We start from the raw sequence: 13,683 nt of genomic DNA on the forward strand, positions 1-13,683 counted from the left end.
TGGTAAGATGAAAAAACCGGTTTTAGTTGTGATGGCGGCAGGGATCGGAAGCCGATATGGGGGAGGCATCAAACAGTTGGCATCTGTAGGACCGTCCGGAGAACTGGTCATTGATTATTCTGTTTTTGATGCAAAGGAAGCTGGCTTCGAGACAGTGGTTTTTATTATCCGAAAAGACATTGAAAAAGATTTTCGCGAGAAAATTGGAAATCGTGTGGAACGATATATGAATGTTATCTACGCTTTCCAGGATCTAAATGATTTACCCACGGGATTTGATTGTCCGCCGGATCGGACCAAACCCTGGGGAACCGGGCAAGCAGTATTGGCATGCGAAACGCTTTTGGATACATCGTTTGCCGTTATTAATGCGGATGATTACTACGGAAAAAAGGCATTCCAGATTATTTTCCAATATTTAATGTCGATGGATTGCAAGAAACATGAGAAGCTTCCCATTGCTATGGCAGGTTTTGTACTGGGAAATACTCTCAGTGAAAACGGAACGGTGACGAGGGGCGTCTGTTTATTGGATGAATTCAGTAGGTTAAAGGGCATTGAAGAGACCAAGGAGATTTGCCTTCATGCCGATGGCGTTGTCAGGGGTGTTTACCAGGGGAGGGAGAAGGTTTTGAATCCTTCAGGTTTGGTATCTATGAATTTTTGGGGGTTCCCGCTCACGTTTCTTCCTATTTTGAAGCAAGGTTTTATAGAATTTCTCGATCAGTACGGCAGACCTGGGGGAAAGGAAGAGTATCTCCTTCCGATTCTTGTGGATCAACTGCTGGCAAGGCAGGAAACAGAGGTTACCGTATTACCTACGCCAGATCAATGGTTCGGCATGACGTATCAGGAAGATCAGGCGGCGGTGGCAAAGAAAATGGAGGAAATGGTGAAAACAGGGGCTTATCCGACCCCGTTATTTTCTTGAAAAATGATAGCTCTATGAGAGAGAAGGATTCGATAAAACTATTTAGATAAGAAATGACATCCTTTGGGGTGTGGGGAAAGCATAAAGAAGAAAGGATATTGGAACACGGATGAAAAAGAAAATTTTGACGATGGTGTTGGCAGCTGCTATGGTTCTGCAAGGAATTGGAATGCCAACAAAAGTAATGGCAACAGCAGGGACATTGCCTGCGGAATCAAGCGCAGGAGAGAACTCCGAAAATGTGAATGAGCCCGACACTGCCTTATCAGGTGAACAGTCCACTTCCGAAGACGAGACGGGAACGAAGGTAGAGACTGGGGAATCAACAGAGAATGCGCCAGATATTAGCAGTCAGGAAGTGAGCGAGACTGAGCCTGCAACAGCGGAGAGTACGACGGGATCGATCGAAGAGACGTTACCTGAGGCGACAATGGAAACGGAAGGGGGCGATCTGTCGTGGAGCCAGTGGATTTTAGGAAATTCCGGAGCCAATATTTTGGGCGGGGGGCGCTTGGCAGAAGCCGCGGACGGAACTCTATTTTATTCCAATGAAGGCGAGAATTCGCTAAATTATTATGATAGTGATGGACAGGCGATAGCTGCGGTTGCAGAAGATGCGACGAATTTAAATGTATTTGATGATGCTGTCTATTACATATCAGGCGGTCACCAAATTGAAAAATGGGAACGCTCCAGCGGAGATGTTGATCTTGTTTTGGATTGGAGCGCGGAGATTCGCCAGATGTATGTCGTGAACGAGGAAGTGTTTTACTTTTTATCGGAGGGCAATCTTTATGGATTTTGCCCCGGCGGGGAAGTTATGCTGCTTCGGGAAGATGGTGGAATCTGTGGATTTATTCCAACGCAGTACGGAATGCTGTATTCCAAAGGGGAGGTTTTAAACTGGACGATTTGGGCGGAAAACAATCCCATTCAGGATGGAGTTGGCTCATGGGATTTTTATGATGAGTATTTGATTCTTTCTGTGGATGGCGAAGACTATCAGATTGAGGCGTCTCACCTGTTTGGCGGATATCGAAGCTCTTTGAGAATGGAATCCTACAGTTTGGGAGCGACTTATTCTTTGGAGGAATTGTTTCCGGAAGACGGTGACTGCGACGTCTGTGAAAAGAATGCCCAAATGTTATCTTTGGATCGTTTTTCAGCTAATAATTATCCTGTCAATACAGCGGCAGTTTCCGCTGCTTCTTCTGTCAGTACAGGGCAGAGAAATATCATCAAGAGGGCAAGACAGCAGGCAGAAATTGCCTGGACTCCTTTAGCAGATATTAATGGCTGGGGATCGAACCGGACGGTTTATACGTTTAAAAAGGGAACTACCTATTATGGGATACCTTATGGACAACCGGTTACGTCGGGGAAACATGCAGGTCGATATATTCCGTTTGACACATCGGATCCAGAAATGCCGGATCCCAACGCTTTACAGGAGTTTGCCGATGCAGTTTCCAATTCTGGGAGCAAGATGTATACGGCGAAGGCAACATATGGATTTGACGCCCCTTATTACTCCAGTGATTGTAGTGCTTTTGTGTCATATGCGTGGGGAATTCAACGCTTAACAACGTCTTTGCTTCCGATCAAAGCGACAAAAGTAGAGAACCAGAGTGTCTATAGTGTGCAATTAGGAGACATTTTTAATAAATCGGGATCCCATACGGTACTAGTGGCGGATATTGGGTATCATTCAGACGGCAGTGTTCAGTATGTTGATATATTACAGCAGACCCCTCCGAAAATTATTCGTACCCGGTATGGCGGCGGCAGCGGGAATACATTGGCAGACTTAGAGCAAAAGTATTTGAAAAGCGGCTATACACTTTACCGCTATAACAACAGGGACAGTGTTAAATATACCCATAGCTGCGCCAGCCCGATCGATGGTGATTACTGTGATAATTGTATGGAAGATTATACTTTAGGCGGATTTGTTAAGCGATTGTATCGCCTGATTTTAGGGCGTACAGCGGCCCAGAAGGAAGTCGATTATTGGAAAGACTTGATGGAAAGCGGCCAAAAAACAGGTGTAGAAGTTGCGTATGGTTTTATTTTCAGCCAGGAATACATTAATAAGAATGTAAATAGCAATGATTATATTACTGTCCTTTATCGTACGATGATGGGGCGGTATCCTGGTGACTCAGAGATTACGTATTGGCGGGAATTCCTGGAATCTGGTTTTACCAGATATAAAATATTTGCCGGTTTTGCGAATTCGGTGGAGTTCCTGGACATCTGTAATCAGTACGGCATTAAGAGAGGCAGCTATACGTCGACGGCCTATGTGGATCAGCATGAACAGGTCACTCTTTTTGTAGCGCGGCTGTATCATATCTGCCTGTTACGAAACCCTAGTACAACAGAGGTGGAGTATTGGGTAAAACGCCTTGTGAATGGAACGCAAGGGGGCGGAGACGTTGCCTATGGATTTTTCTTTAGTGAAGAGTTTTTAGGGAAAAAGTACAGTAATGAGAAGTATGTACGATTCTTATATGCTACATTTCTAGATCGTAATCCAGATCAGGTTGGGCTAAACGATTGGATCGGACGATTGGAACGTGGGCAGAGTCGAAAGAAAGTTTTTGACGGTTTTGTATGGTCGGTAGAGTTTCGTGACATCTGTAAATCTTACGGTATTAACCAGTAGAGAAGGATAAAATGAATGATGCCTGGTACGTATCAGTACGTATCAGGCATCGCTTTTTATATTGCAGCTCAATTTGAATAGGGAGGAAATGCCAATAGAAAGCTTATATTGCCTTTTATCGTAAGTTCTTGGCATTGATGAGGCAGCAGAAGACTCATTCCTTTCACCAGTGGGAGAGAGTCCAAAAAGCCTGCTCCATCCAAAATACTTATACACAAAAAGGGGGCTTGGCAGTCTAAAAGGACCTCTCCTTCGATAATATCATATTTTTCTACGTGGTAGTAAGGCGTTTCAACAAAAACAGTTTTTGTCCCAAATTCTAAATTTTGGGTCGAGGGAACTTGGATTTTCGTATCTTTAAAAGTAATTACGTCTAAACTTTTTTTTAAGTGCAGAGGCCGTTTTCTACCGTATTGATCTAACCGGTCATAGTCATAAAGGCGATAAGTAATATCACTGTTTTGCTGAACTTCCAGAAGGCGGATTCCACCCTTAATAGAATGGATACATCCGGCATCAATCTGATAAAAGTCTCCTGGATTCACAGGAACCTCTTTTAAAAATTCGTTCCATTGTCCATGTTGAATGTAGTTTTCAGCTTCCACCTTGTTTTTGGCGTTGTGCCCCATGATCAAAGAGGCATTCGGTTTCGCATCTAAGATATACCAACATTCGTTTTTACCGGAAGCGCCCTGCTCATGCTCTTGGGCATATTCATTATTTGGGTGTACTTGTATGCTCAAATCAGATTCTGCTATAATTTCTTTAATTAACAGTGGGAAACGTTCCCCCGCCATATCTGCGAAATATTCTCTATGATTTCGCCAAAGCCATCCCAAAGTTTTGCCTTTCCAAGCACCATTTTGGATCAAAGTATCACCATTTTCATGGGCGGCAATTAACCACGATTCGCTGCCCCAGATAGCGGTCTTTTTGACGGGGGTTAATAGTATATATTTTTCCATGCTTTTTTTCAACGGCAAATCCAAATCCCGGATATCTCGAATTTTTTGATAACCTTCATCTGGCAGCCCAAGAGAATCCTCCCTATCATTGCATTCCCCAATTCATTCTGCATCATTCGAAAGCTTTGCACTCTATGAACGGAAGAAAATATAATTACAGTATCATTCCAGCTTCATCATCGCTTATACTACTCTTCATTTTTATTTTCAATCTCATTTGGGGGCAGAATCAACCGAACCTTTTCAATCCGGTTCCGGTCGACTTCCTCCGTGATCAGACAGTATCCTTCTTCATCCGTGGCCTGTTCCCCAACTTCCGGGAAATGATCAAGAAGCCCCAGCAGATATCCTCCGATGGAGTCATAGTCTTCACTTTCCAGGTCTGTGCCGATTTCGTCGTTTAGATCGTCCAGCTTATAAGATCCTTCCACCAGATATTCCCGGTCGTTGATTTTTTGTAGCTGTTCCAACTCCTGCTCGTCAAATTCATCGCGGATTTCTCCGACGATCTCTTCCAGAATGTCTTCCATTGTGATCAGGCCAACCATCGAACCATACTCATCCAAAACGATGGACATGGTCATGGACGCCTGCCTCATTTCATGGAAGAGTTCATAGGTGTTTTTGAATTCGTGGGTAAAAAAGGCCTCACGAAGGAAATCACTTACATGAAAAGGTGTTCCTTGCTTATAGAGGACCAGGTCTTTCATATTTAGGATTCCCACAATATTATCCGGTGTTTCTTCGAAAATGGGAATTCTAGTAAAGCGCTCCTCCTTAAAGGTCTCCAGCATCTCTTCATAGGTGGAGTCGATGTCGGCACAGACCACGCTGACACGCGGCACCATTACATCTTTGGCCTGGGAATCCCCCAGATCAAATACGTTGTTGATCATCTGCTTTTCGTCCGATTCGATGACGCCCTCTTCGTGGCTGACCTCCACGATTGTGCGCAGTTCATCTTCTGTCATTGAATCCGGCCGTTCATTCGGATCAATCCGCAAAACCCAAAGATAGAGTCTGGAAAGATGGTTGATGCAGAAAATGACCGGCGTCAGAAACCACATGATGGCCCGGACAATTTTTACGTTGCGCAAAGCCAACTTTTCGGCCCGGAGAGTTGCGATGGTTTTCGGAGAGATTTCGCCAAAAATTAATATCACAAGGGTCAGAACGCCGGTGGCCACACCCACGACCCATCCGCCGATCTTGGAGGCCAGCACGGTGGTCAGGGAAGAAGCGGTCAGATTGACGATATTATTCCCAATCAGAATGGCAGACAGCATTTTCCCTTGGTCGTCCAGCGTTTTTAATACCAACGCAGCTCTTGTATTTCCATTTTCGGCCAAACTGCGCAGCCGGTGGCGGTTGACTGTAGTCAGCGCCGTTTCCGAGGATGAGAAAAATGCCGATAGATAAATTAGAATCAGTAGTACTAGCAACAATATACTGTCACTTGGGTCCAAAATTGTATCACTCCTGTGTTTTTTATTTTGTATTGATTGGTACGCCCTTTGAGTCACATATCCCCTTGGAACACATCCAAATGGAAATCCTTCTCATGGGCAGGTTTCGCCGGATCAGGTATACATGGAAGAATTCTACAATATTGCAGGACTATTGTCAAGTTCCGGCGCTATATATTATAGAAGGAAAGGGGGATTTCTTCATGAAAGTGAAAGCTTACGGACAAGGATTGCTGGTAGGAGCGCTGGTAACGGCGGCATTGATTTTCGCCCTCAGTTTTGGGTTGTATCAGTTCCAATGGAGTGACAGCACCCTGCAAATCGGAATTTGGGTTGTCTATGCCCTGGCGGCTCTGGCCGGAGGTATGGTGGTAGGGAAAAAATTGCGAAACCGCCGCTTTGTCTGGGGATTGGCCTATGGGCTGCTGTATTTTGTAGTCCTATTTCTGATTTCCGGGGCGACGACAGGCGGGTGGAACGGCAATTTTCAGGAGATGGCAATCGCTTGCGGCCTCTGTCTTGGGGGCGGTATGCTGGGCGGGATGATTTCCTGATAAAACGCTGTCTGTCAGGAAAATGGGAAAAAATTTTTGCCACAGCCAGGGGAATACCATGATTGCGCGGCAATTCTGGTAAACTTTATTTAAATTTTTGATCTTACCACTTGAAAAAGCTTCGGTTCTTCGATATACTACGCTTATGTATACTTTACGTAAGAAATGCGGAAACGCGAAGCGCGGTCAATTTGAGACCGTACACGGGACGATACAGACTCCCGTATTTATGAATGTCGGAACTGTCGCCGCCATCAAAGGCGGCGTTTCTACGCAGGATTTGGAAGAGATTGGAACACAAGTGGAGCTGTCCAATACGTATCATCTTCATGTGCGCCCCGGCGACGAGGTGATCTACCAGTTGGGCGGCCTTCACAAATTTATGGTTTGGGACAAGCCGATTCTGACCGACTCCGGCGGGTTCCAGGTGTTTTCATTGGCTGGGCTCCGGAAAATTCGGGAAGAGGGCGTTCATTTTCATTCTCATATTGACGGCCGGAAGATTTTCATGGGGCCGGAAGAAAGTATGCAGATCCAGTCTCATTTGGCGTCTACGATTGCCATGGCATTTGACGAGTGTCCGCCGCATCCGGCGACAAGGGAATATATGCAGGACAGTGTGGACCGGACGACCCGGTGGCTGGAACGCTGCAAAAAAGAAATGGACCGTCTGAATTCTCTGCCGGAAACGATTAATCCGAAGCAGATGCTCTTTGGAATCAATCAAGGAGGGACTTTTGCGGATATACGGATTGAGCATGCGAAAAGGATTTCTGAACTTGATTTAGACGGTTATGCCCTGGGAGGGCTTGCCGTCGGTGAAAGCCATGAAGAAATGTACCGTATTATCGAGGAGACAGTTCCATATTTGCCGGAAGCAAAGCCAACTTACTTGATGGGAGTCGGCACGCCGGCCAATATTTTGGAGGCGGTGGATCGGGGAGTGGACTTTTTTGACTGTGTTTATCCCAGCCGGAATGGCCGCCACGGGCATGTCTATACGAATCAGGGGAAACGGAATCTGCTGAATGCCAGATATGAATTGGATGAGCGGCCGATTGAAGAAGGCTGCGGATGTCCTGCTTGCCGGCGGTACAGCCGGGCTTATATCCGGCATCTGTTGAAGGCTGGAGAAATTTTAGGTTTACGCCTCTGTGTCCTGCACAATCTCTATTTTTACAATAAGATGATGGAGGAGATTCGAGAGGCGTTGGAGGCGGACCGCTGGCCGGAATATAAGAAGCGGAAATTAGCCGGTGTGACCGGAATCCCGGATGATTAACGAGAGTCCAAGAGGATTTCGCGCCGGAGTTATTTTAGGATTCAAAGCAAAGCTTTGACGATAGAAACACAAAGCCCTAGGAGGAGAAATTATGAACTTTTTGGCAGCAAACAGTATGGGTGCAGGATTTTGGATTATTTACATTGTCATTATCGTTGCATTCATGTATTTTCTGATGATCCGCCCGCAGAAAAAGCAGAAACAGAAACAGGCGGAGCTTTTTTCCAACATGGCCATTGGCGACAGTGTTCTGACGACAAGCGGGTTTTACGGCGTTATCATTGATATCACGGAAGACACGGTAATTGTTGAGTTTGGAAGCAATAAGAATTGCCGGATTCCGATGCAGAAATCGGCGATTGTACAGATTGAAAAGCCGAATGCAGAGTAAGAAGCAGGGCAAAAAATCAAATAGGTAACAGAAGTGATCGGAAAATGCTGAAACAGGGACCGGAAAGCCGGAATCGCATTTTCCGATTTCTTTCATTTTTTATCAAACTCAAAGAAGCCGAGCTGAAGAACTTCATATTGTCGTTTGAAAAGGGAGGAGAACATGAAAAAGTACGGGAAACAGTTTTTAACAGTGGCATTGGTTTTAAGCTTGTTGTCAACTACCGTGGAAGGGGCGTCCTTATCCGGATCCTATGATCCTTCTTCCGTACCGGTAAGCAGCACGCTGTCCGCAGAAACGGAAAAGATCGAATCGACAGAACTGGGTCTCCCCAATGGAGAGCCCCGGTCAGAAGGACAAGAGACCTTCGAGGAAGAAAGTACCATGGAGTCCTTGCCCACAGAGACTGCGGAGCCGGGCCAAAACGAGAGCAGCCCCAAGGCGGAAGCGGAGATTCAGGCTGAAAGTATTCCTGTTGAGGCGGCCGGAGAAGAGAATGCGGTCGGAGAAGAATGGGCTCTTGATTGGATGCAGTCGGAGAACATTTGGGGAGCAGAACTAACTCATCAGGCATCCCTGTTTTCTCTGAGTTTGTTTGAAGATGAATATGGAGAACAGCTTTCTGATATTGAAAGCGTTGTTTATCGCACCTTGGAACAGAATGGTACTTATCGATATCATTCAGGCAATTATTTATCCATTGAGCTGAGATGCGAGGGAGCGAGAGACTACGCATATGGAATTTCCTATGATCCGGATTTTGTAAACAATCCAGAGTTTCAAAACTGCTTGAATCAGGCTTATGCCGATACCATTCGAGGCTTTGACGCATACATCAAAGATCATCCGAGAGATTTTTGGGCGAATGGCTTGTACCTTCGTCCGATCATTGCAAAGGCAGAGGGCGGGAGCTCCGGAGATCGGATTGTTATTTCTAGAATGGAAGTCTATGTCAGCTTGTATTATAATGGGGTCGTTTCTGAGAAAAATGCTGTGGAAGAAGCCATTGCGACAGTGGAGAACCGAATTCAGGAGTATTTAGGAGCGGAAAACAGCCGTTCCCAAAAAGTAGCGGCCATCCATGACTATCTTGCCGGGAATATTACATATGGTGATATCAATGACAGCAAAAATCATACGATTACCGGAGCCTTGTTGGATCGGTATGGGCATCAGGGCGTTTGTGAATCGTATGCAAAGATTTTTAAGATTATATGTGACGATTTTGGCATTCCTTGTGTTCTGGTAGCCGGCAGAAGTACCGCGGAGATCACGGAAGCGGATCACATGTGGAACTGTGTAAAAATGGAAGATGGGAACTGGTATCTGGTAGATGTCACTTGGGATAGCGGCGTTGGGTCGGCGGATCACAGCTATCTGCTGATCGGCAATGATCAGATGGGAAGCACACATATCCCGTATGGTATTTTCACTGATTTTAATTCTTCCACTCTCACCCCATATTCTCCTTTTGTGACTCCGGTGGTAAGTCAGGGATCTTATGCAGCGCCGTCCCATGTTCACCGGGAAATCAAAACCGATTTGATTGCGCCTTCCTGCAATGCGGCGGGTGTCCAGAAATACCAGTGTATTTGCGGATATGGAAAGAGGGAGCAATCCATTCCTACGGTTAGCCACAACTGGGGGAATTGGTATACCGTAACGGAAGCTTCGGTCTCCGCCAATGGACTGCAGCGGCGGACCTGCAGCCGGTGCGGTACCTCGGAGGATGCTTCGATTCCGGCATTGCCGGCTACAGCAGAGAATAAGACCAGAGATTTTGTAAAGCGGCTGTATCGAATTGGTTTAGGAAGAAATCCAGATAATGTTGGACTGGCGGATTGGACCAATCGTTTGTTGAGCGGAAAAGAGACCGGCGCGCAAGTTGTATGCGGTTTTGTTTTTAGCGAAGAATACAAAGGAAAAAATGTCAGCAACCAGCAATATGTTGAAATGTTGTATCGTCTGGTATTTAACAGAGAAGCTGATTCTGTTGGAAGGGCAGACTGGGTAAGCCGATTATCGCGGGGGGTAACTCGCGGACATGTATTGGCTGGTTTTATTAACTCCAAGGAATTCCGGGAAATGTGTCAGGATTATTCCATACAGGCCGGAAGCTGGTATTCCAGTGAAATCCGTGATCAGAACCCACAAGTGACCTATTTTGTGTACCGTTTGTATGAAGTATGTTTAGAGCGAAAGCCAGATGAAGTAGGGCTGAACGATTGGGTTTCAAGACTCTTACGTGGGGAAATTTCAGGGAGTGGAGCTGCAAGAGGATTTTTCTTTAGTAACGAGGTCCTCTCGAAGAACTGGTCAAATCAGCAGTTCTTAACCAAGGCTTACCAGACTCTATTTGATCGAAATCCGGATCGTATCGGAATGAACGATTGGTTAAACCGAATAGCGAATGGATGGAGCCGTCAGGATGTTCTAAATGGATTTTTTGGTTCTGAGGAATTCCGTGATCTATGCGCATCCTATGAAATAACACGTTAAAACACAGCGGATTGATTTCGAAAGCCTTGTTAATGATTTGCCAATAATATAACATTTTATCACGTTAAACAGTTGAAAAACCTCCCAAAGTGAGGTATTATGAAACATAACGGATTTTTAAACAAGACAAAACCAAGAAGTTGAGGGGAGTAATATGAAGTATCGGATCGCAGTGATTCCCGGTGACGGCATTGGACCGGAAATCGTAAGGGAAGCCAAAAAGGTTCTGGATGCAGTGGGGAATAAGTTCGGCCACGAGTTTTCCTACACAGAGGTTCTGATGGGCGGCGTATCGATTGATGCCCATGGAGTACCATTGACGGATGAAGCGCTGGAGACGGCAAAGCGGAGCGATTCTGTACTGCTGGGCGCGGTCGGCGGAAATTCCGCCAGCAATCCGAACTGGTATAATCGTCCGCCTCAGGAGCGCCCGGAATCCGGATTGCTGCAGCTGCGCAAAGGCCTGGAGCTTTTTGCCAATATCCGCCCGGCTTCTCTGTATCCGGAACTGGCGGCCAGCTGTCCGCTTCGCCCCGATATCGTAAAGGATGGCTTTGACATGGTGATCGTCCGGGAACTGACCGGCGGCCTCTACTTCGGCAAACGCTTTACCGAGGAGGTAAACGGCGTGCGCCGGGCGACCGATACCCTGGTTTACGATGAAAATGAAATCCGCAGAATTGCGATCAAGGCTTTTGAGATCGCAGGGAAGCGGCGGAAAAAAGTGACCAGCATCGACAAGGCGAATGTGCTGGATTCTTCCCGCCTTTGGAGAACTGTGGTGGAGGAAGTCGCGAAGGACTATCCAGATGTGGAGCTCTCCCATGGCCTGGTGGACAGCTGCGCGATGCAGCTGGTACATAACCCGGCTCAGTATGACGTGATTTTGACGGAAAATATGTTTGGCGATATTTTATCGGATGAGGCCAGCGAGATCACCGGATCCATCGGAATGCTGGCATCGGCGAGCCTGGGCGCTGGAAAGCTTGGCCTCTATGAACCTGGTCATGGCTCTGCGCCGGATATTGCGGGAAAGAACCTGGCAAACCCGATTGCGACGATTTTGTCCGCGGCGATGATGCTTCGGTACTCCTTCGATTTGATGGAGGAGGCGGATGCCATCGAACATGCGGTGAAGCAGGTTCTGGCGGACGGATACCGGACCGGCGACCTGTGGTCCGAAGGCTGCAAGAAGGCCGGCACGGTGGAAATGGGCGCAGCCATCATCGAAAGATTATAAGGAGGAAGCGTTATGAAAAAAAGTGATGCGGTAACGACGGGTGTGCAGCAGGCGCCCCACCGATCTTTGTTTAATGCACTGGGGATGACGAGAGAAGAATTGGAGCGCCCGCTGGTCGGGATTGTCAGTTCTTACAATGAGATTGTTCCGGGCCATATGAACCTGGATAAGATTGTGGAGGCGGTCAAGCTGGGGGTAGCGATGGCGGGCGGAACGCCGGTTGTCTTCCCTGCGATAGCAGTCTGTGATGGAATTGCCATGGGACACCTGGGCATGAAATACTCCCTGGTCACCCGTGATTTGATCTGTGACTCCACCGAGTGTATGGCTCAGGCCCACGCTTTTGACGCCCTGGTCATGGTTCCGAACTGTGATAAGAACGTGCCTGGCCTGTTGATGGCGGCGGCCCGGATCAATGTGCCGACGATTTTTGTCAGCGGCGGCCCGATGCTGGCCGGTCATGTAAAAGGAGAGAAACGCAGCCTGTCCAGCATGTTTGAGGCGGTGGGCTCTTATACCGCCGGTACGATGACGGCGGAAGAACTGCAGGAGATGGAGGATAAGGTTTGTCCGACCTGTGGTTCCTGTTCCGGTATGTACACGGCCAACAGCATGAACTGCCTGACCGAGGCCCTTGGCATGGGACTGCGTGGGAACGGAACAGTCCCTGCGGTCTACTCCGAGCGTCTGAAGCTGGCGAAGCATGCCGGCATGCAGGTGATGGAACTTTGGAGAAAGAACATCCGTCCGAGGGATATCATGACGGAAAAAGCATTCCTGAACGCTCTGACTGTGGATATGGCTCTGGGCTGCAGCACCAACAGCATGCTGCATCTGCCCGCCATTGCCCACGAGGCCGGCGTGGATTTGAATGTGGACATTGCCAATGAGATCAGTGCCAAAACGCCGAATCTGTGCCATCTGGCACCGGCCGGACCGACTTACATCGAAGATCTGAATGAGGCCGGCGGCGTCTTTGCGGTGATGAATGAATTGACGAAGAAAAATCTGCTTTACACTGATCTTTTGACTGTAACTGGTAAGACGGTGGGAGAGAACATCGCAGGCTGCGTCAATCGGGATCCGGAAGTGATCCGCCCGATCGACAACCCCTACAGCCCGGTCGGCGGACTGGCGATTTTAAGGGGCAATCTGGCCCCGGATTCCGGTATTGTGAAACGCTCGGCTGTGGTTCCGGAGATGCTGAAGCATGAGGGGCCGGCTCGCGTGTTCGACTGTGAGGAGGACGCCATCGAGGCCATCAAAGGCGGTAAGATTGTGGCCGGAGATGTGGTGGTGATCCGCTATGAAGGTCCGAAGGGCGGACCGGGAATGCGGGAAATGCTGAATCCCACCTCGGCGATAGCCGGTATGGGACTGGGATCCAGCGTGGCCCTGATCACCGACGGAAGGTTCAGCGGCGCGTCCCGCGGCGCTTCCATCGGTCACGTGTCCCCGGAAGCTGCGGTGGGCGGCCCGATTGCATTGGTGGAGGAAGGCGATATCATTCAGATTGATATCGATGCCTGCGCTTTGAACGTAAAGATTTCCGAGGAAGAAATGGCGGCCCGCAAGGCGAAATGGCAGCCTCGTCCTCCCAAGGTAACCACTGGTTATCTGGCCCGGTATGAGAAGATGGTGACATCCGGCAACCGGGGGGCAATTTTAGAGATAAAGGAGAACTGAT

General features: G+C 47.8%; 10 protein-coding genes. 8 read left to right on the forward strand and 2 right to left on the reverse strand.

Translation table 11 applies throughout. From position 1 onward, the window contains the following. Positions 1–7 precede the first annotated feature (7 nt). On the forward strand, positions 8–931 hold the full coding sequence (locus MUB23_RS00100) for a nucleotidyltransferase (protein ID WP_244798150.1): 924 nt from the start codon (positions 8–10) through the stop codon (positions 929–931). 109 nt (positions 932–1,040) lie between these two features. Further along, positions 1,041–3,599 carry a DUF4214 domain-containing protein gene (locus MUB23_RS00105; protein WP_244798151.1) on the forward strand — a complete coding sequence of 853 codons (2,559 nt, stop codon included), beginning with the start codon at positions 1,041–1,043 and terminating at the stop codon, positions 3,597–3,599. Positions 3,600–3,667: 68 nt separating this feature from the next. Here MUB23_RS00105 and MUB23_RS00110 read toward each other — a convergent pair whose 3' ends face one another. Together MUB23_RS00110 and MUB23_RS00115 are read right to left on the reverse strand one after the other, a co-directional pair. Next, entirely contained in the window at positions 3,668–4,588 is a 921-nt protein-coding gene (locus MUB23_RS00110) for a type I phosphomannose isomerase catalytic subunit (protein WP_244798152.1), read from the reverse strand. A 164-nt stretch (positions 4,589–4,752) separates the two neighbouring features. Next, positions 4,753–6,030, reverse strand: a complete 1,278-nt coding sequence (locus tag MUB23_RS00115) for an HlyC/CorC family transporter (protein WP_244798153.1) — start codon at positions 6,028–6,030, stop codon at positions 4,753–4,755. Positions 6,031–6,233: 203 nt separating this feature from the next. On the opposite strand from MUB23_RS00115, the gene MUB23_RS00120 reads away from it, so the two are divergent. From MUB23_RS00120 to ilvD, 6 genes are all read left to right on the forward strand, one after another. Continuing rightward, positions 6,234–6,584: a TIGR04086 family membrane protein gene (locus MUB23_RS00120; RefSeq protein ID WP_244798154.1), complete on the forward strand. Its 351-nt coding sequence runs from the start codon at positions 6,234–6,236 to the stop codon at positions 6,582–6,584. A 145-nt stretch (positions 6,585–6,729) separates the two neighbouring features. After that, the gene (gene tgt / locus MUB23_RS00125) at positions 6,730–7,866 is read left to right on the forward strand and encodes a tRNA guanosine(34) transglycosylase Tgt (protein WP_244798155.1); all 1,137 of its coding nucleotides are present in this window, start codon (positions 6,730–6,732) and stop codon (positions 7,864–7,866) included. Positions 7,867–7,981: 115 nt separating this feature from the next. Next, on the forward strand, positions 7,982–8,257 hold the full coding sequence (gene yajC, locus MUB23_RS00130; RefSeq protein WP_244799007.1) for a preprotein translocase subunit YajC: 276 nt from the start codon (positions 7,982–7,984) through the stop codon (positions 8,255–8,257). A 162-nt stretch (positions 8,258–8,419) separates the two neighbouring features. Next, positions 8,420–10,756, forward strand: a complete 2,337-nt coding sequence (locus MUB23_RS00135) for a DUF4214 domain-containing protein (protein WP_244798156.1) — start codon at positions 8,420–8,422, stop codon at positions 10,754–10,756. Positions 10,757–10,910: 154 nt separating this feature from the next. Beyond that, on the forward strand, positions 10,911–11,996 hold the full coding sequence (leuB, locus tag MUB23_RS00140) for a 3-isopropylmalate dehydrogenase (RefSeq protein WP_244798157.1): 1,086 nt from the start codon (positions 10,911–10,913) through the stop codon (positions 11,994–11,996). A 12-nt stretch (positions 11,997–12,008) separates the two neighbouring features. After that, complete coding sequence (gene ilvD, locus MUB23_RS00145) at positions 12,009–13,682, forward strand: dihydroxy-acid dehydratase (RefSeq protein ID WP_244798158.1); 1,674 nt, start codon at positions 12,009–12,011, stop codon at positions 13,680–13,682. Position 13,683: the final 1 nt, after the last annotated feature.

Source organism: Cuneatibacter sp. NSJ-177 (assembly GCF_022867805.1).
GTDB lineage: Bacteria > Bacillota > Clostridia > Lachnospirales > Lachnospiraceae > Pseudolachnospira.